22 protein-coding genes are annotated in these 21881 nt (G+C 62.5%); 11 read left to right on the top strand and 11 right to left on the bottom strand.

Annotated features, from left to right (window positions below):
* Nucleotides 1-191 precede the first annotated feature (191 nt).
* The 3 genes from QYH69_RS31095 to QYH69_RS31085 are packed head-to-tail and all read right to left on the bottom strand — an operon-like array spanning nucleotide 192 to nucleotide 2864.
* Nucleotides 192-881, bottom strand: a complete 690-nt coding sequence (locus QYH69_RS31095) for a haloacid dehalogenase type II (RefSeq protein WP_308835511.1) — start codon at nucleotides 879-881, stop codon at nucleotides 192-194.
* A gap of 58 nt (nucleotides 882-939) precedes the next feature.
* A complete protein-coding gene (locus QYH69_RS31090) occupies nucleotides 940-2499 on the bottom strand; it encodes a cation acetate symporter (protein WP_308835510.1) in 1560 nt (519 codons plus the stop codon).
* Nucleotides 2496-2864 (bottom strand): DUF485 domain-containing protein, encoded by a 369-nt coding sequence (locus QYH69_RS31085; protein ID WP_308835509.1) that lies wholly within the window; start codon nucleotides 2862-2864, stop codon nucleotides 2496-2498. The genes QYH69_RS31090 and QYH69_RS31085 overlap by 4 nt, the downstream gene beginning before the upstream one ends.
* A gap of 345 nt (nucleotides 2865-3209) precedes the next feature.
* Here QYH69_RS31085 and QYH69_RS31080 point away from each other — a divergent pair, with 345 nt between their 5' ends.
* Complete coding sequence (locus QYH69_RS31080; RefSeq protein WP_308835508.1) at nucleotides 3210-4862, top strand: sigma 54-interacting transcriptional regulator; 1653 nt, start codon at nucleotides 3210-3212, stop codon at nucleotides 4860-4862.
* 124 nt (nucleotides 4863-4986) lie between these two features.
* On the opposite strand, the gene QYH69_RS31075 is transcribed toward QYH69_RS31080, so the two are convergent.
* Complete coding sequence (locus tag QYH69_RS31075) at nucleotides 4987-5847, bottom strand: MBL fold metallo-hydrolase (RefSeq protein ID WP_308835507.1); 861 nt, start codon at nucleotides 5845-5847, stop codon at nucleotides 4987-4989.
* An 83-nt stretch (nucleotides 5848-5930) separates the two neighbouring features.
* Between QYH69_RS31075 and QYH69_RS31070 the strand changes: the two genes are divergently transcribed.
* The 3 genes from QYH69_RS31070 to QYH69_RS31060 are packed head-to-tail and all read left to right on the top strand — an operon-like array spanning nucleotide 5931 to nucleotide 7139.
* A complete protein-coding gene (locus QYH69_RS31070; RefSeq protein ID WP_308835506.1) occupies nucleotides 5931-6251 on the top strand; it encodes a metalloregulator ArsR/SmtB family transcription factor in 321 nt (106 codons plus the stop codon).
* Between the two features lie 11 nt (nucleotides 6252-6262).
* Nucleotides 6263-6697 (top strand): YeeE/YedE family protein, encoded by a 435-nt coding sequence (locus QYH69_RS31065; protein WP_075156196.1) that lies wholly within the window; start codon nucleotides 6263-6265, stop codon nucleotides 6695-6697.
* Between the two features lies 1 nt (nucleotide 6698).
* On the top strand, nucleotides 6699-7139 hold the full coding sequence (locus tag QYH69_RS31060; RefSeq protein WP_308835505.1) for a YeeE/YedE family protein: 441 nt from the start codon (nucleotides 6699-6701) through the stop codon (nucleotides 7137-7139).
* A 43-nt stretch (nucleotides 7140-7182) separates the two neighbouring features.
* On the opposite strand, the gene arsB is transcribed toward QYH69_RS31060, so the two are convergent.
* Both arsB and QYH69_RS31050 read right to left on the bottom strand, forming a co-directional pair.
* Nucleotides 7183-8256, bottom strand: a complete 1074-nt coding sequence (arsB, locus tag QYH69_RS31055) for an ACR3 family arsenite efflux transporter (RefSeq protein WP_308835504.1) — start codon at nucleotides 8254-8256, stop codon at nucleotides 7183-7185.
* A 2-nt stretch (nucleotides 8257-8258) separates the two neighbouring features.
* Entirely contained in the window at nucleotides 8259-8774 is a 516-nt protein-coding gene (locus QYH69_RS31050; RefSeq protein ID WP_308835503.1) for an arsenate reductase ArsC, read from the bottom strand.
* 55 nt (nucleotides 8775-8829) lie between these two features.
* On the opposite strand from QYH69_RS31050, the gene QYH69_RS31045 reads away from it, so the two are divergent.
* A complete protein-coding gene (locus tag QYH69_RS31045; RefSeq protein WP_308835502.1) occupies nucleotides 8830-9294 on the top strand; it encodes a metalloregulator ArsR/SmtB family transcription factor in 465 nt (154 codons plus the stop codon).
* A gap of 28 nt (nucleotides 9295-9322) precedes the next feature.
* On the opposite strand, the gene QYH69_RS31040 is transcribed toward QYH69_RS31045, so the two are convergent.
* The 3 genes from QYH69_RS31040 to arsH are packed head-to-tail and all read right to left on the bottom strand — an operon-like array spanning nucleotide 9323 to nucleotide 10916.
* Nucleotides 9323-9799, bottom strand: coding sequence for an ArsI/CadI family heavy metal resistance metalloenzyme (locus QYH69_RS31040; protein WP_308835501.1), 477 nt, complete (start codon nucleotides 9797-9799; stop codon nucleotides 9323-9325).
* A 1-nt stretch (nucleotide 9800) separates the two neighbouring features.
* Nucleotides 9801-10121, bottom strand: coding sequence for an ArsR/SmtB family transcription factor (locus tag QYH69_RS31035; RefSeq protein ID WP_374992535.1), 321 nt, complete (start codon nucleotides 10119-10121; stop codon nucleotides 9801-9803).
* An 18-nt stretch (nucleotides 10122-10139) separates the two neighbouring features.
* Nucleotides 10140-10916 (bottom strand): arsenical resistance protein ArsH, encoded by a 777-nt coding sequence (gene arsH, locus QYH69_RS31030; RefSeq protein ID WP_308835499.1) that lies wholly within the window; start codon nucleotides 10914-10916, stop codon nucleotides 10140-10142.
* A 173-nt stretch (nucleotides 10917-11089) separates the two neighbouring features.
* On the opposite strand from arsH, the gene QYH69_RS31025 reads away from it, so the two are divergent.
* Complete coding sequence (locus QYH69_RS31025) at nucleotides 11090-12337, top strand: MFS transporter (protein ID WP_308835498.1); 1248 nt, start codon at nucleotides 11090-11092, stop codon at nucleotides 12335-12337.
* Between the two features lie 283 nt (nucleotides 12338-12620).
* On the opposite strand, the gene QYH69_RS31020 is transcribed toward QYH69_RS31025, so the two are convergent.
* The gene (locus QYH69_RS31020; protein WP_308835497.1) at nucleotides 12621-14924 is read right to left on the bottom strand and encodes an NADP-dependent malic enzyme; all 2304 of its coding nucleotides are present in this window, start codon (nucleotides 14922-14924) and stop codon (nucleotides 12621-12623) included.
* Between the two features lie 135 nt (nucleotides 14925-15059).
* Between QYH69_RS31020 and QYH69_RS31015 the strand changes: the two genes are divergently transcribed.
* A complete protein-coding gene (locus QYH69_RS31015) occupies nucleotides 15060-16031 on the top strand; it encodes a LysR substrate-binding domain-containing protein (protein WP_308835496.1) in 972 nt (323 codons plus the stop codon).
* 33 nt (nucleotides 16032-16064) lie between these two features.
* On the opposite strand, the gene QYH69_RS31010 is transcribed toward QYH69_RS31015, so the two are convergent.
* Nucleotides 16065-16766, bottom strand: a complete 702-nt coding sequence (locus QYH69_RS31010; RefSeq protein ID WP_308835495.1) for a FadR/GntR family transcriptional regulator — start codon at nucleotides 16764-16766, stop codon at nucleotides 16065-16067.
* A gap of 243 nt (nucleotides 16767-17009) precedes the next feature.
* Between QYH69_RS31010 and QYH69_RS31005 the strand changes: the two genes are divergently transcribed.
* The 4 genes from QYH69_RS31005 to QYH69_RS30990 all read left to right on the top strand — a co-directional run bounded on the left by QYH69_RS31005 (nucleotide 17010) and on the right by QYH69_RS30990 (nucleotide 21724).
* Nucleotides 17010-18563 (top strand): ATP-binding cassette domain-containing protein, encoded by a 1554-nt coding sequence (locus tag QYH69_RS31005; protein ID WP_308835494.1) that lies wholly within the window; start codon nucleotides 17010-17012, stop codon nucleotides 18561-18563.
* Nucleotides 18556-19587, top strand: coding sequence for an ABC transporter permease (locus QYH69_RS31000; RefSeq protein WP_075156186.1), 1032 nt, complete (start codon nucleotides 18556-18558; stop codon nucleotides 19585-19587). The genes QYH69_RS31005 and QYH69_RS31000 overlap by 8 nt, the downstream gene beginning before the upstream one ends.
* 69 nt (nucleotides 19588-19656) lie before the next feature.
* A complete protein-coding gene (locus QYH69_RS30995; protein ID WP_308835492.1) occupies nucleotides 19657-20604 on the top strand; it encodes an ABC transporter substrate-binding protein in 948 nt (315 codons plus the stop codon).
* A gap of 103 nt (nucleotides 20605-20707) precedes the next feature.
* Nucleotides 20708-21724 (top strand): aldo/keto reductase, encoded by a 1017-nt coding sequence (locus tag QYH69_RS30990; RefSeq protein WP_308835491.1) that lies wholly within the window; start codon nucleotides 20708-20710, stop codon nucleotides 21722-21724.
* Nucleotides 21725-21881: the final 157 nt, after the last annotated feature.

The raw sequence follows: 21881 nt of genomic DNA, 5'->3' as shown, positions 1-21881 counted from the left end.
CTGCCTGCGTCTAACGCGGCGCAACATCCCGACCGCTCGTGCGTGGGCCCGGTGAGCTACTGCAACATTTACTTCGGCTCGTAAGCGCCATTGAGCCTCGCGCATCGATCTATCGCGGCGGCGCGACACGCCGGCGCCGGCGCATGAACATGCAGGCAGCGGCGCGCGCCGTAGCGCGCGCTGCGCGGCGCTTACGAAGCCACCGCTACCGCCTGGATCCGTTCGGGCAAATCGTCGAGACTCGCCACCGTGTAGTGCGGCGTTTGTCCGAGACGGTCGAATGTGCTTCCAAGGCGATTCACCCAGCACACCTGATACCCGAAGTGACGGGCGCCACTCGCGTCCCATGAGTTTGACGAAACAAACAGGATCTCATCGCGCGCGAAGCCGAGCGTCTTCTCGGCAAGCTCGTAGACGGACGTGTGCGGCTTGAACAGCTTCACGGTTTCGACGCTGATCAGATAATCGAATTGATGCTCGAGCCGCGAGTGCTCGACAACCGAATGGATCGAGAAGACCGATCCATTCGACAGGATCGCAAGCGGCAAGCCGCGTGCGCGCAACGCCGTGAGCGCGGCATCGGCCTCGGGATAGGGACGCAGGCGCAGATATTCGTTGCACAGTTCGGCGTGCGCTTCGGACGAGAGATTCAGTTTCAGATGCGCAGCGACGTAATCGAGCGCGTGCTCGGTTGCCTCCTCGAACGGAATGTACTGGCCCATCAACGTGCGCAACCAGGTGTACTCGAGCTGCTTCTGTCGCCAGAGCAGGCTTATTTCGAGGCCGCGCCCGGGAAACCGCTCGCCGCACCGTCCCGCTACCGAATGCACATCGTAGAGCGTGCCATAAAGATCGAAGACGACTGCTTTCACCGCTTTCATATGCGTGTCCTTCCTTTCGTGAGTTGAACAACGGACGTAAAAATAGGCAGCCTGGCGTTCAGGCGTGATCGCGCAATGCCGGCGGCTGCACGCGCTCGCGAACCAGACCGGTTTGAGCCCTGACAAAAAATGCATCGAAGTCGTCATCGTGTGCCGGAGACCGGCGCGAGAGCATCGTGCATAGCCACGCGCCGAAGAACCCGATCGGCATGCTGGCCACGGCCGGATTCACGATCGGGAAAAGCGCGTGCGAGCCCATGAACGCCGGGCCGACGAAGGCAAGCGTCACCGACGAGATAAGCCCAGCCGCCATGCCGCCGATCACGCCGGCGGAGTTGAAGCGGCGCCAGAAAATCGACAGCACAATGATGGGGAAGTTGGCCGATGCCGCCACCGAGATCGCAAGGATCACGAGCACGCCGACGTTGATGCCTTGCGCGAGCAATCCGAGCGCGACTGCGATGACGCCGACCGCCAGCGTCGCGATGCGCGCGACGCGTACCTGCTCGGCTTCGCTGACCGCGCCGCGCCGGATCACATTCACGTACAGGTCGTGAGCGATCGCGCCCGATGAAGCGAGCGTGAGCCCCGCGACCACGGCGAGAATGGCCGCAAACGCAATCGCGCAGACGCACGCGAGAAAGATCTGTCCCGCAAGCGACCCGGGGCCGCCGCCGAGATACTGGGCAAGCAACGGCAGCGCGAGGTTGCCGCCCTTGTCGGCGGCACGGATCACGTCCTGCCCGACGAAAATGGCCGACGCGAAGCCGATCAATGTCGTCACCATGAAGAAGCTGCCGGCGAGAAACATGAGCCACAGCACCGAGTTTCGCGCGGTCTTCGCATCGGGCACCGTGTAGAAGCGCGTCATGATGTGCGGCAGACCCGCTACGCCGAAGATAAACGACATGAACAGCGACAGCGTATCGAGCGGATGCTTGAAGTAGCCGCCCGGGGCGAGCATCTTCGCACCGTAGGTCTTTTCGACTGCGGAAAAAAGCGCGAGCGGATCGAAGTGCACGGCGGCAAGCAGCAGCAGCACGAGCACCACAGCGGCCGCGAGCAGCAGCACCGCCTTGACGATCTGCACCCACGTGGTCGCGATCATGCCGCCGAACAGCACGTAGACGATCATGCCGATGCCGACGAGCGTCACCGCAACGTCGTACGGCACACCGAGCATCAGCTTGATCAGGGCGCCCGCGCCCGACATCTGCGGGACCATATATGCGATATTGACCACGATCGTGCCGATGATCGCCGCAAGCCGCGCGCTCGGGCGCTTCATGCGCTCGGCAATGACGTCGCCGAACGTGAAGCGGCCAGTATTGCGCACCGGTTCGGCCACGACCATCAGCACCACGAGAAACGCGGCGAGCGCGGCAACCGCATACAGCGATCCGTCCATGCCATACAACGATACGAGGCCGGAAAAGCCGAGAAACGCAGCCGCGCTCATCCAGTCGCCCGCAAGCGCGAAGCCATTCGCGCGCGCACTGAGGCTGCCGCCCGCCGCGTAGAACTCGGAGGTAGTACGCGTCTTGCGCGCGGCCCAATACGTAATCAGCAGCGTGACTGCGAGAATTGCGAGAAAGATGGCGAGCGTCAGGAGCCTCATGATCTGTCTCCGCGGATGTCGTTGGCGACGTCCGCCGCTCGCGTATCGAAGGCACGGTTCGCGATGCTCACATAGGCCACCGATACGACCCAACACATCAGATAAATCGCGAGAACGAGCAGATAACCGAGCGTGAACGACCCGCTTACCCTCGTCGACAGCAACACGGGTGCAAAGCCGGACAGCAGCGCGACACCAAATGTGAACGCGAGGCTCGCGCCGAGCAAAGGCACGACCGTCCGACGCTTGACGGACATCAGCTGGCGGAATGAATTCGAGTGCAGTACCGTACGCGCTTCAGGTGCATCGACCACCCTCGTCGGCGCCGTGCTGTCGAGCAGCATCGGCCGTGATAGTTCGGTCATCTCTGTCTCCATGTTTTTTCGTGGACGAGCCGGCCTCGCAGAACGCCATCTACCTTGCGCGCCGACATCGCGCCCATCAAGGCAAGGTCCGGGCCAGCGCTCCGCACGCGATCGCCGGCACGCGGCGCGCAGCGAGAGCGGGCCGGCGTCGCGACGATGCGGCTGCGATGCGCAGGCCTGCATGATGGGACGCTATCGCACGCGAAACGGCGCCTGCGGCGCGCCTTGCGAACCGCATCCGGATCGCGTTGAACCGTTTCTGGATCAGCGTCGGCCGCCCGCGAATCTCGCCGCGTGTTCAACCATCGGCGGTGTATGCTCGTTGGCAGCGAGGAGGCAGTGGACATGACGGACGACGTATTGAGGACCGTGCTCGAAGCCCATCCGGTCGGTTTGGTGTGGTGCACAAACGGCGAAACGCGATGGATGAACGCAGTCGCCCGGCAAATCTGGGAGGCCGATGCGCACCGCACGTTGCGCAGGTCTGTCGAAGATGCCGCGCACGAGCCTAACGTGGCGCGAGATGCGGAAACGCTGAGCGTCGCCGGCCAAAGCTACGCGCTCGGAATCTGGCGCACCGGTGCGGACCTCGTCGCGATGCTCGTGCCGCTTGGCAACGAGACAGGCGTGTTTCCGGGCATCGACCGGCTGCAGCAGTCCGCGCTCGATTTCGAAGAAATTTTCCGCCATTCGTTCGACGGTATCTTCGTCGCCGACGGCGCCGGGTATACGCTGATGGTCAATGAAGGCTGCGAACGCAATTACGACCTCACGGCCGCGGAGATGATCGGCCGCCACGTGTCGGAATTCGAGAAAGCCGGCTGGATCCGGCCCGTGGTCGCCGCGCAGGTCGCCCGCACGGGTCAGCGCATCTCGACGACGCAGCACACGCGTACCGGCAAGACGATACTGGTGACGGGCATTCCGCTCGTCGACGCCGCGGGCAAGGTGCGCAAGGTCATCATCAATTCGCGGGACACGACCGAACTATTGCAGCTGCAGGATGCGCTCGCGCAAACGCGCGAGAAACTGCGCCGGGCCGACGAGGAAAACGAGGCACTGCGGCTGCAGAACCTGCAGGTGCCCGACGCCGTGCTGAGCAGCGAGCCCATGAAGCGCGTCGCCGAGCTCGCGGCGCGGGTGGCGAATGTCGATGCGACCGTGCTGATCACCGGACAATCGGGTGTCGGCAAGGATGTGATAACGAATCTGATACACCGGCGCAGCCAGCGCGCGGCCGGACCTTTCATCAAGATCAATTGCGGCGCGCTGCCACACGATCTGCTCGAGTCGGAGCTATTCGGCTACGAGGCCGGTGCGTTTACGGGCGCGCAGCGCGGCGGAAAGAGCGGCCTGATCGAACTCGCCGATCGCGGCACGCTTTTTCTCGATGAAATCGGCGACATGCCGCTCAACCTGCAAGTCAAGCTGCTGCAGGTGCTGCAAGACCGCACGATCGTCAGATTGGGGGGTACGCGAACGATCCCGGTCGACGTCCGCGTGATCGCGGCGACCAATCGCGACCTCAAGCAGATGGTCGAAGCGCGCACGTTCCGCGACGACCTGTTCTACCGGCTCAACGTCGTGCCCATTACGGTTCCGCCGCTTGTCGAGCGCAAGGACGATATCGCACCGCTCGTGCTGCATTTCATGGCTGAATTCAATCAACGCTACGGCTGCCGGCGCACCGTATCGGAGCAGGCGATGGCGTTGCTGTTGTCGCACGACTGGCCAGGCAATGTGCGCGAGTTGCGCAACGTGATCGAGCGTCTGGTCGTAACGTGCGAAAGCGATGTGATCGACACCGACTTTCTCGACGGCGTGTTACCGGCCGAAGTGCTGGAAGCCAAACCCAACTCGTTCCGGCAGCGTGTCGAACGTTTCGAGCGACGCCTTATCGAAGACGCGATGCGCAAGGCCGGCAATACGCGCGAGGCGGCACGTTTGCTTGGCCTCGGACAGTCGAGCGTCGTGCGCAAGCTGCGACGCGGCTCCTAGGCGCGCTCCTGGGCGCGTTCATCGGTGCGTTCATCGGCAGCGGCGTTCGAGCTCGCATCGCAACCACGCAAGCGCGTCGACGTGGAACGTAAGGATACCGGAGCAAATTCAGCGCTGCCGCTCGTCATATCGCATTGAGCGGAATTTTCAGATATTGCACGCCGTTGGGTTCCGCGGGCGGAAGCTCGCCGGCGCGCACGTTGACCTGGACCGACGGAAGGATCAGCGTCGGCATGGCGAGCGTCGCATCGCGGGCCTGCCTCATGGCCACGAACTGGGCTTCGCCGACTCCGTCGTGGACGTGAACGTTGCCTTCGCGCTGGGCCCGCACCGTCGTCTCCCATGCCGGCCCGCGGCCGTCCGGCGGATAGTCGTGGCACATAAAAAGCCGTGTATCGGGCCGCATATCGAGCAGCTTGCGAATCGAGCGATACAGTTCGTGCGCATCGCCTCCGGGAAAGTCGCAACGCGCCGTGCCGACGTCCGGCATGAAAAGCGTATCGCCAACAAAAACGGCATCCCCAATCTGATAAGCCATATCGGCCGGCGTGTGCCCCGGCACATGCAGCGCCTTTCCGGTCAGCCCGCCGATAGCGAATGTCTCGCCATCCTTGAACAGGTGGTCGAACTGCGAGCCATCGGGATGGAACTCCGGCTCGAGGTTGAACAGCTTTCCGAACACACCCTGCACGCGGCGAATGTTTTCGCCGATCGCGATGCGCCCGCCCAGCTCGCGCTTCAGGTACGCGGCCGCAGAGAGATGATCGGCATGCGCGTGCGTCTCCAGAATCCAGTCGACGCGCAGCGCATGCTCACGCACGAACGCGATGATCTTGTCCGCACTCGCCTTCGACGTGCGGCCGGACTTCGGGTCGTAGTCCAGCACCGAATCGATGATTGCGCATTCGGGACGCCCATCCTGATAGACAACGTAGGTCACCGTGCCGGTGACGCGATCGAAGAACGGGCGAATGGTCGGGTTCATGCTGCCTCCTTTGATCAATAAAATTCTATTCACAGATATTATATTTTGCAATATACTATAAAGAAATACATTGTAAGCGACCTATGAAACCCACCGGCCCGACTATCGACCTCGACATGATGCAGACAGCCGCGGCGAATGCGTGCGCGCTGCTGAAGGTGCTGGCAAACCCGGACCGCCTGCTGCTGATGTGCCAGCTTTCTCAGGCGGAACTGTCGGTCGGCCAGCTCGAGGAACTGCTCGGCATCCATCAGCCCACGCTTTCGCAACAGCTTGGCGTGCTGCGGGAAAACGGCCTGGTGGCGACGCGTCGCGAGGGGAAGAACATTTTTTATTCGGTGGCAAGTCCGCAGGCGCTTGCCGTCATGGCCGTGCTTTACGAGCAGTTCTGCGCTACGCGTTAAGGGGATCCGTCGTGCTGATCGACTTCGCTCATTTCACTCCCGGCCTCTCGCTGGCAGGCGGGCTTGTGATCGGACTTGCGGCCGCCGTGCTGGTGCTGTTCAACGGCCGCATTGCCGGCATCAGCGGCATCGTCGGCGGGCTCCTGAGCTGGCCGCGCAACGACGTGGTCTGGCGGCTTGCCTTCCTCGCGGGTCTGGTCGGCTCCGCGATCGCAGCGGGGCTGCTGGGCAAGCCGGCGCATCTGGATATCCAGTCCACCTGGGGGGACATCGTCGTTGCCGGTTTCCTCGTGGGCGTCGGTACCCGCTATGCCAGCGGCTGCACGAGCGGCCACGGCGTGTGTGGCCTCTCGCGCGGCTCGATCCGTTCACTCGTTGCCACCGCAACCTTCATGGCCGCAGGATTCCTCACTGTTTTCGTGCAACGGCACCTGATCGGAGGCTGACATGGCGATACTCGCACCCCTTACGGCACTCTTCGCAGGCTTGCTGTTCGGCCTGGGTCTCATGGTGTCGGGCATGGCGAACCCGGCCAAGGTGCTGGGCTTCCTCGACGTCGCCGGTCAGTGGGATCCCTCGCTGGCGCTGGTCATGATTGGCGCCATCACCATCGGCTCGCTCGCGTTTTCCGTGGCGAAGCGCCGTGACCGCTCGTATCTCGGATTGCCCGTCCAGCTTCCGGCCAGCACGGCCATTACGCCGAAACTGGTGCTCGGTAGCGCAGCATTTGGCGTCGGCTGGGGACTGGCCGGGTTCTGTCCGGGTCCTGCGCTGGTTGCGCTCGGCGCGGGTTATCCGAAGGCTTTCGGCTTCGTCGCAGCGATGGTCGCGGGCATGGTCGCGTTCGAAGTCGTCGAACGGGCAATGTCGACCCTGCAACGCGCGTGATCACGGTCTGCGGCACCGAATGTACGATTAGGGCGCCCGGAAGTCACGACGCACGTTGATACCAGTGCCGGGACGCGTTGACCACCTTCACGACCGCAAGCATGACGGGCACCTCGATGAGGACGCCAACGACGGTTGCGAGTGCCGCGCCGGATTTGAGCCCGAACAGGCTGATTGCCGTTGCCACTGCCAGCTCGAAGAAGTTGGACGCACCAATCAGGCACGATGGCGCCGCGACGTCGTGCGCAACGCCTAGGCGGCGGTTTGCCAGGTACGCGAGCGACGCATTGATCACGACCTGAATCAGGATAGGCACGGCGAGCAGCACAATGACCACCGGCTGCGCGATGATTTGCTCGCCCTGAAAGGCGAACAGCAGGATCAGCGTGAGCAGCAGCGCGGAAATGGAGAACGGGCCAATCCGCGCCAGCGCGCGCTGGAAATACGCCTCGCCTTTGTTGAGAAGGATTTTGCGCAGCACTTGCGCAATGACGACGGGAACAACGATATATAGCACGACAGACGTCAGCAGCGTGTCCCACGGCACGGTTATATTGGAGATACCGAGCAGCAGGCCCACGACAGGGGCGAACGCGAAGACCATGATCAGGTCGTTCAGTGCGACCTGCGAAAGCGTGAAATACGGGTCCCCTTTCGTCAACTGACTCCAGACGAAAACCATCGCCGTGCATGGCGCCGCCGCGAGCAGAATCAGTCCGGCGACGTAGCTGTCGAGCTGGTCCGCAGGCAGCATCGACGCGAACGCATGCCGCACGAAGACCCACGCGAGAAATGCCATGGTGAACGGCTTGACCGCCCAGTTGACGACAAGCGTCACGCCAATGCCCTTCATCTGGCTGCGCACCTTGCCAAGCGAGGCAAAATCGATACGCAGCAGCATCGGAATAATCATCACCCAGATCAGAATGCCGACCGGGATATTGACGTGTGCGATTTCAAGGCTGGACACCACGTGAACCGTGCCGGGGAGAAGCTTGCCCAGCACAATGCCAGCGACAATGCATAACGCGACCCACACCGAAAGATACCGCTCGAAGAAGCCGATACCGCCAGCCATTTTTTGCGTGGCCTTTGCCGCGGTTTGACTGCCTGCCATCCTCACTCTCCTTTTGCCCGCAACGTCGTGCCGATGCTTTGCATTTCCTGCTGGATGGCAATGCGGTCGAGCTTGCCGAACGGCAGATTCGTGAAGAGCTCGATGCGCTTCTTCATCTGGACGAATGCCTGCAGGAACGCTCGGCGTTTGTCGTCGTCGGAGCCCTCTGCCTTCGAGGGGTCGGCCACACCCCAGTGCGCCTTCGCCGGATGACCTGGCCAGATCGGACAGACCTCGCCCGCGGCATCGTCGCAGACGGTAAAGATGAAATCCATTTGCGGCGCACCGTCCTGCGCGAATACATCCCAGCTTTTGCTGCCGAGTCCCTCTGTCGGAATGCCCTGCGTGCGAAGGAGATCCAGTGCAAACGGATTGGGAGCGGTCCCAGGATGACTACCCGCGCTGTACCCGACGAAGCGATCGCCCGCGAGCTGGTTGATCGCCGCTTCCGCGAGAATCGAGCGCGCGGAGTTGTGCGTACAAAGGAACAGGACGTTGTACTTGCGGTGTTCGGTCACGAGGTTCTCCCGGCTCAAAGCCTGCCATAGTAGTTAAATCGATATCTCCAATATAATGGAAATGTTCGCGGCTAACAACCTGACGATGAGCGAGCGATTCCTGATGCGGCTACAACGCGCTCACGAAGCAAAGCGCTCCGCTGTAATCTCGATGGGATTAGAATCATCGGTCAATCCCGACCGCTCAGGCACCATGAAGGAAAAAGACGCAATCAAAGCGCTGGCAGCGCTGGCCCAGCCGACGAGGCTCGGAATTTTCCGGCTCCTGGTATCTGCCGGGCCCGATGGCCTCAGCGTTGGCGTCATCCAGGAGCATCTGGACCTCGCGAGTGCCACGCTGTCGTTCCACCTCAAGGAACTCACACACGCGGGACTCGTATCGTCGCGCCAGGAAGGGCGATTCATTTACTACGCGCCGGAGATAGACCAGATGAACGGGCTCGTGGACTTTCTCACCGAAAACTGCTGCCAGGGTGTGGACGCAGCCAACTGCAAGCCGCGCAAGAAGATCAAGTGCTAGGCACGGCGCGCCGCTGCGCGACTGAAGCCTACCCGCAGCATCCTTTCTTTGCCTCGTTATCGGCGGCTACCTGAGCAGTTGGGGCGCAACATGCGCCACCCGATTCGGACATCGACGCCTGCCGGCTATCGGCACCGAACACCGGGATACCGCCAAGCGTGTGGTAGGTCTCCCACGCAACGCCGGCCGGGTCCTGTGTCCAGTACTTATTCGAGCTTGCATAGCAGCACTGGGCGCCTGGCTGATCCTCTACCGCGACACTCGCAGCGACAACCTGTGCGCGCAGCTCGGCCAGTTCCTCGTCGCTGTCCACCTGGAAACCCAGATGGTTCACGCCAGTCTCCCCGCCGCGCGCGGAAATGGCGAAATTGATGCGCGGCTCGTCAAGCATCCACTTCGCGTAGTCATCTTTCAGTACGCGAGGCTCGACGCCGAACAGACTGCTATAGAACCGCACGCTCTCGTCGAGCTTCGGGACGACAACGTGCACGTGAAAGCGCTTCATTTCAGACCTCCGTCTGGTCAGGCTCGCAGCCGCATTGTTCAGCCGCGCAGCAGTTCTCCATCAGAAAATCCATCAACGTCTGCATATGCTCGTAGCAGGCACAGTAAAAAATGAAACGGCCCTGGCTCTTCCCTTCAATGAGCCCTGCGTGCGAGAGCTCTTTCAGATGGAAGGACAGGGTCGGCCCCGGCAACCCAAGTTTCCCGGCCATCGCACCGGGGCTCATGCCGGTTCGACCGGCCGTCACCAACAGGCGAAAAATCGCGAGTCGAGTGTCGTGCGCCAAGGCAGCCAGGGCTTCCACTGCGCGCTTCGAGTCCAACGTTGCCATGGCTATCCTCTACTGGTTGCCCGCCAGCGCCGGCGCACCGGGATGCTGCGCGATAGCCCTGCTAGCCAGGTCGGTTGCCGGGTCCAATTGACGCTCGTGCTTGACGCGCTCGCTGTATCGATCGACGAGATAATCCGCGTGGCCCCGCAGCAGCAGCGTGAACTTCACCAGTTCTTCCATCACGTCGACGACGCGATCGTAGTACGGCGACGGCTTCATCCGGCCGCTCTCGTCGAACTCCTCGAACGCCTTGGCGACCGAACTTTGATTGGGGATGGTGAACATGCGCATCCAGCGCCCCAGCTGCCGCAACTGATTGACCGAATTGAACGACTGCGAGCCTCCGCTCACCTGCATGACGGCGAGCGTGCGCCCCTGCGTCGGGCGGATGCCGCCGCTCACGAGCGGCAGATGGTCGATCTGGGTTTTGATGAGGCCGGTGATCGTGCCGTGACGTTCGGGGCTGCACCATACATGGCCTTCGGACCACAACGACAGTTCGAGCAACTCCTTCACCTTGGGGTGACGCTTTGCGTCGACTTCGTCGGCATGCGGCAACCCTCGCGGGTCGAAAATCCGGGTCTGCGCACCGAACCGCTCGAGCAGACGTGCGGCTTCCTCGACGAGCAGACGCGAATACGAACGCTCGCGCAGGGACCCGTAGAGCAGCAGAATCCGCACAGGCGGTTGCCCGTCCATGCCCAGACGGGCAGCAATGCCCGTGTCGAGAAACTCTGCCTTGGCGGCCGGAAGGGCATGGTCGCCAGTGACGGTGTGCATTGTCATTGTGATGTCTCCCAATCTGATATTTCCCGCTTCATGGAGATAGGCGATCGCCCTAACCGCTTACGAACGACCGCTCTCCCAACTTCCTGACTTGCATTCTACGATAATTCCGGTATTCTGGAAATGTAGAATTATCCGAGCCTGCGTGCCTTGCCACCAAGAAAGCCAAATCGATGAGCACCGTGTCGTACCGGAACAAAAACGCAACCGAAAAGAGCACGCCACCCGCAAGGCAGAGCGCGCTTGCAACGTGGGCTCTGGCGCTCGCACAACTGATGTCCTGGGGCTCGATCTACTATTCGTTCTCTCTTCTCGTGGTGCCGATGGAGCAGTCGATGGGATGGAGCAGGACGGCCACGAACGCGGCGCTCTCGGTCGGGCTGCTGATCTCCGGATTTGCCGCGTATCCCATCGGCCGCTGGATAGACCATGGGCTCGGGCGCAGGGTCATGTCCATGGGCTCGGTCATCGCGGCCGCCATGCTGCTGCTGTGGGCCCACGCTCAGTGGCTGCCCTTGCTATTTGTCGCCTGGATCGGTCTCGGCATCGCGATGGCCGCCACGCTGTACGATCCGGTATTCGCGGTCATTACGCACCAGTTCCCCGACAGCTTCAGGACCAGGATTACGCTCATCACGCTCGTCGGCGGATTTGCGAGCACCGCGTTCATCCCGCTGACGCAGTTCCTCGTCGGGACCGTTGGATGGCGCGAATCCCTCGAGGTGCTCGCGGCCGTCAATCTCGCTATCTGCCTTCCGATCCATGTCGTGGCAATTCGCTCGTCGCGTTCCGACGACGGTGTGAAGCTGCCAAAGGCATCCGTCAAGGATGTGCACGACGCAGCCACGCGCCGCGCGCTGCGCACGCCGACCTTCTGGGCGCTCGCCGTGTGTTTCACCGCGTACTACGCGACGTTTGCCGCACTGACGTTCCACCTCGTGCCCTTGATGGTCGAGCGGCACGTCGCAAATGCTGTTCTGGTTACGACCATGGCCCTGATCGGACCGGCACAGGTGGTTGCACGAGCCCTCTGGTTCGCTTTCGGCCGGCATCTTCACGCCAGTATCGTAGGCGTCATCGTCGTCGTACTCTTTCCCATATCGGCGGCCATTCTCATCGGCGCGGGAAACTCCGCCTGGCTCCTATGGGTATTCGCCCTGTGCTACGGCGCCGGCAATGGCATGATGACCATCTTGCGCGGCACGGTGGTTCAGGACATGTTGTGGACAGAGGGCTACGGCGCGGTGAGCGGTATGTTGTCGTTCCCTTCGAATATCGCCAAGGGCGTGGCGCCGATTGCAGCAGCCGGCATATGGAGCGTGGCACACAACTATGTCACGGTCGAGTGGGCGGTGCTGCTGGTCTCCGTAGTTACGGCGCTGGCGTTCTTCGCGGCCGTACGGCTCAGTCGGCGCAAGTAGGTCGCGAGGCGACAGCTCCTCATGACAGACAACCACCTCGTAACGTCCTGACTAACGTTCCGGTTCTCGCAGTTACTTCGCGATGCGGCGCAACGTGGCGATCTCGCCGAACGTGCCGTCCCCGAGCGGTTCGGTAAGTGGCACGCCGTGATATTGCCGATAGGCGCCGGTGGCGCCTATCACGGGGAATTTGCAGTTGCGGTCCGCCAGTCCCGCCTGCCCTCATCGGCTTCCAGTGGCGGCGGCAGAGCCTGCCTGCCGCCGCCACGGAAAAAATCGATCTTTAGGGTAGCGATGCATTGCGATTTGCTTCGATCACCGTCAACGCCGCCATATTGATGATCCGTCGCACCGTCGAGCTCGATGTCAGGATGTTCACCGGCGCATTGACGCCGAGCAGGAACGGCCCCACTGCGACGTTACTGCCCGCACCGGTCTTCAGCAGGTTGTAGGCGATATTGCCCGAGTCCACGTTCGGACAGACGAGCAGGTTGGCGTCGCCTTTGAGCGGCGAAGTCGGCAGCACGCGAGCACGCAGCGATTCATCGAGCGCGCAGTCGCCATGCATTTCGCCGTCGACTTCGAGCTCCGGCGCCTGCTCCCTGACGAGCTTCAGCGCATGGCGCATTTTCGCGCCCGATGCCGCGCTACCCGAGCCGAAGTTCGAGCGCGAAAGCAAGGCGGCCTTCGGCGTCAGGTTCAGCCATTTCATTTGCCTCGCTGCGCTGATCGTAAATTCGGCGATCTGCTCGGCGCTCGGATCATCGTTGATGTGAGTATCGACGAGCGCCACCGTACGCTCGTCGAGCAGCAGAATATTCATCGCGGCGTAGGTGTTCGCGCCGCTCTTCTTGCCGATCACCTGATCGACGAATCGCAGATGGTCGTGATAAGCGCCGACCGTGCCGCAGATCATGCCGTCGGCATCGCCGAGCCTCACCATCATCGCGCCGATCAAGGTCAAACGGCGGCGCATCTCGACACGCGCCATCTCCTTCGAAATGCCGTCGCGGCACATCAATTCCCAATAGGTCGTCCAGTACTGCGGGAAGCGTTCGTCGTATTCGGGGTTGGTCACTTCCACGTCCTGCCCGAGCTTCAGGCGCAAGCCGAATCGCTCGATGCGGGCGAGCAGCACTTCCGGGCGTCCGACCAGAATCGGTCGCGCGAGCTTTTCGTCGACGAGCACCTGTACGGCGCGCAGCACGCGCTCGTCTTCGCCCTCGGTGAAAACGATGCGTGCCTTGCCGCCGTCGCGCACGAGTCGCTTCGCAGTAGAAAACAGCGGCTTCATGAAGGCGCCGGAGTGATAGACGAACTGCTGCAACTGCTCGACATAAGCGGCGAGGTCAGGCAACGGACGCGTCGCCACGCCGCCGTCTATTGCCGCTTTCGCCACCGCCGGTGCGATGCGGGCGATCAGACGCGGATCGAAAGGCTTGGGTATCAGGTACTGCGGTCCGAATTTCACGTCATAGACACCGTACGCGGCCGCGACCACTTCGCTTTGCTCCTCTTCCGCAAGACCGGCGATCGCATGCACGGCGGCAATTTCCATTTCACGCGTAATCGTCGTCGCGCCGACATCCAGCGCGCCGCGGAAAATATACGGAAAGCACAGCACGTTGTTGACCTGATTCGGATAGTCCGAGCGCCCCGTAGCGATGACGACGTCGTCGCGCGTCGCATGCGCGAGTTCCGGAAAAATTTCCGGCGTCGGATTGGCGAGCGCCAGAATCAGCGGACGCGGCGCCATCGTCTTCAGCATCCCGGCGCTGAGAATGCCGCCTACCGACAACCCGAGGAACACATCCGCGCCTTCGATCACTTCGGCCAGCGTGCGTGCGCCGGTTTCCTGCGCGAAGCGTGCCTTGTCCGGATCCATCAACGCGGTCCGGCCGCGGTAAACCACGCCTTCGATGTCGGTCGCCCAGATGTTTTGCACCGGCAGGCCCAGGTCGACGAGCAAGTCGAGACACGCCAAGGCCGCCGCACCCGCTCCCGAGGTCACCACCTTGACCTCGCTGATCGCTTTGCCCACCACTTTCAGGCCATTGATAAAGGCCGCGGCCACCGTGATCGCCGTGCCGTGCTGATCGTCGTGGAAGACCGGAATCTTCATGCGCTCGCGCAATTTACGCTCGACGATAAAGCATTCCGGCGCCTTGATATCTTCGAGATTGATGCCGCCGAAAGTGGGTTCGAGACCCGCGATGATTTCAACGAGCTTGTCCGGGTCGGTTTCGTTGATCTCGATGTCGAATACGTCGATGCCGGCGAACTTCTTGAACAGCACGGCTTTGCCTTCCATCACGGGCTTCGAGGCCAGCGGGCCGATGTTGCCGAGGCCAAGCACGGACGTGCCGTTGGTGATGACGCCGACGAGGTTGCCGCGCCCGGTGAACCGATGCGCCTGCATCGGGTCCGTTGCAATCGCCTCGCACACGCTGGCCACGCCCGGCGTGTAAGCGAGCGACAAATCACGCTGCGTAACGAGGGGCTTGCTGGCGACCACGGAGATCTTCCCCGGCGTAGGGTACGCGTGGTAATCGAATGCGGCTTGCTGGTCGGTATCTGTCTGCCTCATGTCCTGTGCCTTGTGTAATAGGCGCCGGGCCCGTCCCGGCGCGATCCGTCGAGACGATTCTAGACAACCGACATAAGCGGACTATTTTGTTTTAGTATCACCCCATCACTTTTTGGTAATGGTCGCTGAACGTCAATGACGCTCGAGTCGAACGACATGGTCAGACGGCTGAGCGCACGTCTGAAGATGCGGCACCTCGTGCTGTTGCTGCAGATCGAGCAGCACGGCTCGCTAACACGCGTCGCGCAACATATGGCCAGCAGTCAGCCGGCCGTCACGAATGCGTTGGCGGAACTCGAAAGCATGTTCGGCATGCCGCTCTTCGAGCGCTCGTCGCGCGGCATGTTGCCCACCGCGCTCGGTGCCGTGGTGCTGGAGCGAGCGCGAGCGATGATCCACGATCTCGACCATCTTGCTCGCGACATGACGGCAGTTGCCATCGGGCACGCCGCGCATCTGCACATCGGCGTGATTCCGTTCATCTCCGGCCAGCTGCTGGCGGCAGCATTGAAGCAGGTGCATTCCAGCATGGCGCGGCGCGTAACGGTGACCATCCACGAGGGAACCAGCGATCAACTGTTGCCGCAATTGCGGGACCATGTCGTCGACGTGGTGATCGGGCGGGCGTCGTCGTCGGTGGACCTGAGCAGGACGAGCTTTGAAGTGCTGTTCCGGCAGCGGCCACGGCTGATCGCGAACCGGCGCCTCGCGGCAAAACTGGCACGCACGAATCTGGACTGGCGCAAACTGCTGACGCTGGACTGGATTCTCGGCGCACCGCACACGCCGATGAGAGAACAGGTGGCCGATCTGTTTCTGGCTGCGGGAACCGCACCGCCGGTGCCGGTGGTCGAGAGTTATTCGTCCAAGCTCATCGGTGAAATGATCGCTTCCAGTGAAGAAGCGGTGTCCATCGTGCCCGCCGATATCGCCGAAGAACTCGTGCGAATTGCCGGCGTCGCAATCGTGCCTTACTCGTTCGAATGGACGCTTCCGCCCATTGCTTTATTCACGCGCTCGGAAGGCTCGCACTCGGCCGCACAGAAGCTGTTCGTCGAATCGTTGCGGCAGATCTGCGCGGACACCTACGCTAAAACAGGCGACTAAGTCGACGCCGACGGCGGCCGGCTTAAACATGTCTCAATCGGTATCGCGCTTGAGCACGCCGCCGACCCAACGCTCTTCCGATGCCATCAGATGCGCGCGCATCGCGGTCTGCGCCGCGATCGGGTCGCCCGCCTGCAGCGCCCGCAAGATATCCTGATGCTCCCTGACCGCATCGGTCCACGTCTTCACGCTCTCCGTATGACCGCGCATCGCCGCCGCAATCGGATCGTGGCGGCTATCGAACAGTTCGCCGACAAAGCGCGCGAGCACCGAATTGCCGGCTGCCTCCGCGATCAGCATATGGAACTGCCGGTCGGCGTCCACCGGTGTCTTGCCGGCCGCGGCGAGCCGACGCATCCGATCGACGCTTCGTTTCAACCGGTCGATCATGGCGGCCGTCATATGCGCAGCGGCAAGCGCCGCGACACTGCCCTCGATGGCCGCGCGCGCCTGCATCAGTTCCGATGGACTCTCGCCCAATGCGCCCACCGCGTTTTCGTCGTCGGCGCCGGTATCGCGCACGTAGACACCCGAACCCATGCGGATTTCGACGCGACCGCCAATCTCGAGCGCAATCAATGCTTCGCGCAACGAAGGACGGGAGACGCCGAGCCTGAGCGCGAGTTCGCGCTCGGCCGGCAAACGCTCGCCGACCGGAAATTCGCCCTCGCGGATCAGGGTGAGAATCTCGGCAGCGACGGATTGGTAAAGCCGCTTGGGCTCTTGTGATTTCATAAATTGAACAGCATCGGGTACACAGAAGGCGCCTGAAACTTGAAGCAGCGTCGTGGCGAAGTCTAGCAGCGGCCGACGCGGACCCGCAAATCACCTCGTTTACCCGGGACTGTCAGCATTGGTAAGGTCAATTCGTAAATGTTCAACTGGATTGACCACGCGGCGATATTGCGCTCTAATGTCTCGCAACTGGACTGACCAGCGCCAATTGGCGCCAACTGGTCAGCCGTCACAGGAGACACAATGAGCACGCCGCGCAGCCTGCCCGACTTCGTCGGCAAGCCGAACAGCCGCACCTGGGAGGGAGAAATTCTGCGGCTTGAAGGCATTCGCAAGCAGTTTCCGGGCGTCATTGCGCTCGACGGCATCAACCTCGACCTGCAGTGCGGCGAAGTCCATGCAATCTGCGGCGAAAACGGCGCGGGCAAATCGACGCTGATGAAGATCATCAGCGGCCAGTACCGTCCCGACGAAGGGACCATCGTCTATCGCGGCGAGCCGGTGAATTTCCGGTCGACATCGGACGCCCAGGCGGCCGGCATTGCGATCATTCACCAGGAACTGAACCTCGTTCCCGATCTTTCCATTGCGGAAAACCTCTATCTCGCGCGTGAACCGAAGCGCGGCCCCTTCGTCGACAGGCGCAAGCTCAACGCCGACGCCAAAGCGTGCCTCGCGCGCATCGGGCTCACCCTCGCACCGACCACCAAAGTCGGCGCGCTATCCATCGCCCAGCAGCAGATGGTGGAAATCGCGAAGGCCCTGTCGCTCGACGCACAGGTGCTGATCATGGACGAGCCGACTTCGTCGCTGACCGAGTCCGAAACCGTCCACCTCTTTCGCATCATCAAGGAACTGCGCGCCGAAGGCGTGGCGATCCTCTACATTTCGCACCGCCTCGACGAGATGGCGGAGATCGTCGACCGCGTAACGGTATTGCGCGACGGCCGCTATATCTCGACCGATCAGTTCGCGGCGCTGACCGTAAACGACGTCGTCGCGCGCATGGTCGGCCGGTCGCTCGACGATGCCTATCCGCAGCGGCAGTCGGTGCCGACCGGCGAAGTGCTGCTCAGCGTCAAGGACCTGCACCGCGAAGCCGTGTTCGGGCCGCTCTCGTTCGAACTGCGCAAGGGCGAGATTCTTGGCTTCGCCGGCCTGATGGGCGCGGGCCGCACCGAGGTCGCGCGCGCGATTTTCGGCGCCGATCCGCTCGACGGCGGAACGGTTTCGCTGCGCGGCGAGCCCGTCACGATACGTTCGCCGCGCGAGGCGATTCGCCACGGCATTGCCTATCTTTCGGAAGATCGCAAGAAAGAAGGCCTCGCGCTCAGCATGCCGGTCGCCGCGAACGTCACGCTTGCCAATGTTCGCGGCATCTCGTCGCGTACGGGCTTCCTGCGATTCAACGAGGAAGCGCGCATTGCCGCCCGCTACGTCCAGGAACTCGCGATTCGCACGCCTTCGGTCCATCAGATCGCGCGCAACCTTTCCGGCGGTAACCAGCAAAAGGTCGTGATAGGCAAGTGGCTCTATCGCGGATCGAACATTCTGTTCTTCGACGAACCGACGCGCGGTATCGACGTCGGCGCGAAATTCGCCATTTACGGCCTGATGGACCGGCTCGCGGCCGATGGCGTCGGCGTCGTGCTGATCAGCTCGGAACTGCCCGAATTGCTCGGCATGACAGACCGGATCGCGGTATTTCACGAAGGCCGCATCGCGAAGGTGCTCGACACCAAACACACCAGCCAGGAGGAGATCATGCACTACGCTTCGGGGCGCACCCATGCTTGAAATGACATCGGATCGCACTCAGGCCGCCAATCGGTCCGCACAACAGCGGCGGCGCGAACTCATCCAGAAATTCGCGGCATTGGGCAGCCTTGTCGTGCTCGTCATCGCCTTTTCGGTGGCGAGCTCCGCGTTCTTCTCGGTCGACAATCTGATGACGGTCGGCCTGCAGGTGACGTCGATCGCCTATCTAGGTGTAGCCGCGACCTGCGTCATCATCACGGGCGGCATCGATCTGTCGGTCGGCTCGGTACTGGCGCTCGCCGGCGTGTGCGCCGCGCTGCTCGCCAAGACCGGCGTGCCGATTCCAGTCGCGATGCTGGGCGGCATTCTGGTCGGCGCGCTATGCGGTTTCATCAACGGTATCTGCGTGACGCGCATGGGCCTGCCGCCGTTTATCGCGACGCTCGGCATGATGCTCGTCGCGCGCGGCATGGCGCTGCAGATCACGGGCGCACGCCCCGTGTCCGACCTTGGCGACGCGTTCGGCGCGCTCGGCAACGGCGCCTTGTTCCGCATCTCGCACATCGGCGCAGACGGTTTTCCGGACACGACGTTTCCGGGCATACCGTACCCGGTCGTCATCATGGTCGCGCTGTTCGTCGTCGTTTCCGTGCTGCTTTCGAGGACCTCGCTGGGCCGTCACATCTACGCGGTCGGTTCGAACGCGGAAGCGGCGCGGCTGTCCGGCGTCAACGTACAGGGCGTCAAGCTGTTCACGTATGTGCTGTCCGGCGCGCTCGCCGGCGTAACCGGATGCGTGCTGATGTCGCGGCTCGTAACGGGGCAGCCGAACGAAGGCGTGATGTACGAGCTCGACGCGATCGCGAGTTCGGTGATCGGCGGAACCTCGTTGATGGGCGGCGTCGGCACGATTTCGGGCACGGCCATCGGCGCATTCGTGATCGGCGTGCTGCGCAACGGGCTCAACATGAACGGCGTTTCGAGCTTTATCCAGCAGATCATCATCGGTGTCGTGATTCTCGGCACCGTCTGGATCGATCAGCTTCGCAACCGCAAGCGGTAAGCGGTAAGCGATCAGCGCAGGCATTCAAAGCAGTCAAAAGAAGTTTAACCACCAAAACAGGAGCGAGACATGAAGAAATTCCCGATGCTGGCACTTTCCGCACTGCTGTGCGCGGCGTTCAGTACAGGCGCGTACGCGGCCGGCGGCGAGATCGCCGTGATCGTCAAGACGGTCAATTCGAACTACTGGCAAAACGTGCAGAAAGGCGCGAACGCGGCGCTTGCGAAGGAGAAGGGCTACACGATGACGTTTCAGGGCCCCGCTGCCGAATCGGATATCACCGACGAGGTCAATATGGTCGTGAACGCGGTGAACCGCCATGTCGCCGGCATCGTGCTCGCGCCGTCCGATCCTGATGCGCTCGTGCCCGCGATCAAGCAGGCGTGGAACGCGCATATCCCGGTCGTGCTCATCGATTCCGCTATTTCCGCTTCGGGCAAGCCGTATTACCAGTCGTTCCTGTCGACCGACAACGAGAAGGCCGGCGAGCTCTGCGCGCAGGCGCTGATCGATCGCGTCGGACAGACGGGCAAGATCGCGATCATGTCGTACGTGCCGGGCGCCGGCTCCGAAGTGAGCCGCGTCGGCGGCTTCCGCAAGTACATTGCCAGCCATTCGAAACTGCAGATCGTCGGACCGTACTACTCGCAATCGCAGATGGCGATGGCCTTGAATCAGACGACCGACGTGCTGTCCGCCAATCCCGACCTCAAGGGCATTTTCGGCGCGAACGAACCGACCGCCGTCGGCGTGGGCCGCGCGCTCAAACAGTCGGGCAAGGCCGGCAAGCTCGTCGCAATCGGTTTCGACGGCAACGAAGATCTGCAAGGCTTCGTGCGCGACGGCACGGTGCAGGCGATTGCCGTGCAGGGCTCGTGGCAGATGGGACACAAGGGCATCGAGACCGTTATCGGCGTGATCGAGCACAAGCCTGTGCCGAAGCAGATCGATACGGGCGTCGTGATGGTCGACAAGCAGAACCTCGATTCGCAGCAGGCAAAGAACGTCCTCTACTGACAGAAACGCGACGAACCGTGGCCGTCCCGCAGCGTCGCACGCGCGCCGCGCGCGGGCGCGGTCGACGGCTCGACGCAACGAACTTAGGGCTCCCTACTCTTTCATGAAGGCAAGCGCAACCCGCACCCTGCCGCGCAGCGGCCTGTCGATGACCGCGCTCGGCCTCGGCTGTTCCCAGTTCGGCGGACTCTACCGCCCGATGGCAGCCGCCGAAGCCGCCGCGCTTGCCGATGCGGCCTGGTCCGCCGGACTGCGTTACTTCGACACGGCGCCGTACTATGGCTACACGCTTTCCGAGCGGCGCGTCGGGCAGGCGCTCGGCGCACGCGAGCGCAGCGCCTACACGCTGAGCACGAAGGTCGGCCGGCTCATGCGCCCCGACGCAAGCGTCAAACCCGGCGACGACAACTGGGCCGAGCCGCTCCCGTTCCGTCCGGTGTACGACTACAGCTACGACGGCATCATGCGTTCGTACGAAGACAGCCGGCAACGTCTCGGGCTCGCGCGAATCGACGTGCTCTACGTGCACGACATCGGCCGCATGACGCACGGCGAACAGCACGCGCACTACTGGACGCAACTGACCGACGGCGGCGGCTTTCGCGCGCTGCTCGCGCTGCGTTCGAGCGGCGAGATCGGCGGCATCGGCTTGGGCGTCAACGAGTGGGAAGTCGCCGCCGATGCATTGAACGAAGTCGAACTCGACGCGATTCTGCTTGCGGGCCGCTACACGCTGCTGGAGCAGACCGCGCTGGAACCGTTGCTCGACGTCTGCGTGCGCCGCGAAACCGCGATCGTGGTCGGCGGCGTATTCAACTCAGGCGTGCTGGCTGGCAACGGCAAATTCAACTACGCCGATGCGCCTGCCGAAGTCGTCGACAGGGTGAGCCAGCTGTCGGCCTTGTGCGCGCGCTTCGAGGTGCCGCTGCCGGCCGCCGCGCTGCAGTTTCCGTTCGCGCATCCGGCGGTCGTGTCGTGCGTCGTCGGTGCGCGCAGTGTGTCGCAGCTTCAGCAGAACATTGCGTGGCTCGAGCAGACGATACCCGCGGACTTCTGGGCCGCGCTGCGTGCCGCACACCTGATCGACGCACAGGTGCCGCTGCCGGACGGGCGGGCATGACGCGTCTGACTGTCTTTTGCGTTGGCGCGGCGCATGCCATGCCAGCGTCGCTCATGAGGATATCCCTATGCTTAGCGTAATTTGAAGTCGGATCGTAGCCATGTCGTTCTGTGAGCCAAGGAGTTGGTAGAATGTTTTGTCTTCCTAAGACCGCTTG

Origin of the sequence: Paraburkholderia sp. SARCC-3016 (assembly GCF_031119615.1) — a bacterium.
In the GTDB taxonomy this organism is placed as follows: domain Bacteria; phylum Pseudomonadota; class Gammaproteobacteria; order Burkholderiales; family Burkholderiaceae; genus Paraburkholderia.
The sequence above is the reverse complement of the archived record's forward strand: the minus strand, read 5'-3'. Positions and strand labels throughout refer to the sequence as shown.

Coding starts and splice junctions, on each gene's coding strand:
- QYH69_RS31095 (WP_308835511.1), bottom strand. CDS start 881: ATGAAAGCGGTGAAAGCAGTCGTCTTCGATCTTTATGGCACGCTCTAC.
- QYH69_RS31090 (WP_308835510.1), bottom strand. CDS start 2,499: ATGAGGCTCCTGACGCTCGCCATCTTTCTCGCAATTCTCGCAGTCACG.
- QYH69_RS31085 (WP_308835509.1), bottom strand. CDS start 2,864: ATGACCGAACTATCACGGCCGATGCTGCTCGACAGCACGGCGCCGACG.
- QYH69_RS31080 (WP_308835508.1), top strand. CDS start 3,210: ATGACGGACGACGTATTGAGGACCGTGCTCGAAGCCCATCCGGTCGGT.
- QYH69_RS31075 (WP_308835507.1), bottom strand. CDS start 5,847: ATGAACCCGACCATTCGCCCGTTCTTCGATCGCGTCACCGGCACGGTG.
- QYH69_RS31070 (WP_308835506.1), top strand. CDS start 5,931: ATGAAACCCACCGGCCCGACTATCGACCTCGACATGATGCAGACAGCC.
- QYH69_RS31060 (WP_308835505.1), top strand. CDS start 6,699: ATGGCGATACTCGCACCCCTTACGGCACTCTTCGCAGGCTTGCTGTTC.
- arsB (WP_308835504.1), bottom strand. CDS start 8,256: ATGGCAGGCAGTCAAACCGCGGCAAAGGCCACGCAAAAAATGGCTGGC.
- QYH69_RS31045 (WP_308835502.1), top strand. CDS start 8,830: ATGGAAATGTTCGCGGCTAACAACCTGACGATGAGCGAGCGATTCCTG.
- QYH69_RS31040 (WP_308835501.1), bottom strand. CDS start 9,799: ATGAAGCGCTTTCACGTGCACGTTGTCGTCCCGAAGCTCGACGAGAGC.
- arsH (WP_308835499.1), bottom strand. CDS start 10,916: ATGACAATGCACACCGTCACTGGCGACCATGCCCTTCCGGCCGCCAAG.
- QYH69_RS31025 (WP_308835498.1), top strand. CDS start 11,090: ATGAGCACCGTGTCGTACCGGAACAAAAACGCAACCGAAAAGAGCACG.
- QYH69_RS31020 (WP_308835497.1), bottom strand. CDS start 14,924: ATGAGGCAGACAGATACCGACCAGCAAGCCGCATTCGATTACCACGCG.
- QYH69_RS31015 (WP_308835496.1), top strand. CDS start 15,060: ATGACGCTCGAGTCGAACGACATGGTCAGACGGCTGAGCGCACGTCTG.
- QYH69_RS31010 (WP_308835495.1), bottom strand. CDS start 16,766: ATGAAATCACAAGAGCCCAAGCGGCTTTACCAATCCGTCGCTGCCGAG.
- QYH69_RS31005 (WP_308835494.1), top strand. CDS start 17,010: ATGAGCACGCCGCGCAGCCTGCCCGACTTCGTCGGCAAGCCGAACAGC.
- QYH69_RS31000 (WP_075156186.1), top strand. CDS start 18,556: ATGCTTGAAATGACATCGGATCGCACTCAGGCCGCCAATCGGTCCGCA.
- QYH69_RS30995 (WP_308835492.1), top strand. CDS start 19,657: ATGAAGAAATTCCCGATGCTGGCACTTTCCGCACTGCTGTGCGCGGCG.
- QYH69_RS30990 (WP_308835491.1), top strand. CDS start 20,708: ATGAAGGCAAGCGCAACCCGCACCCTGCCGCGCAGCGGCCTGTCGATG.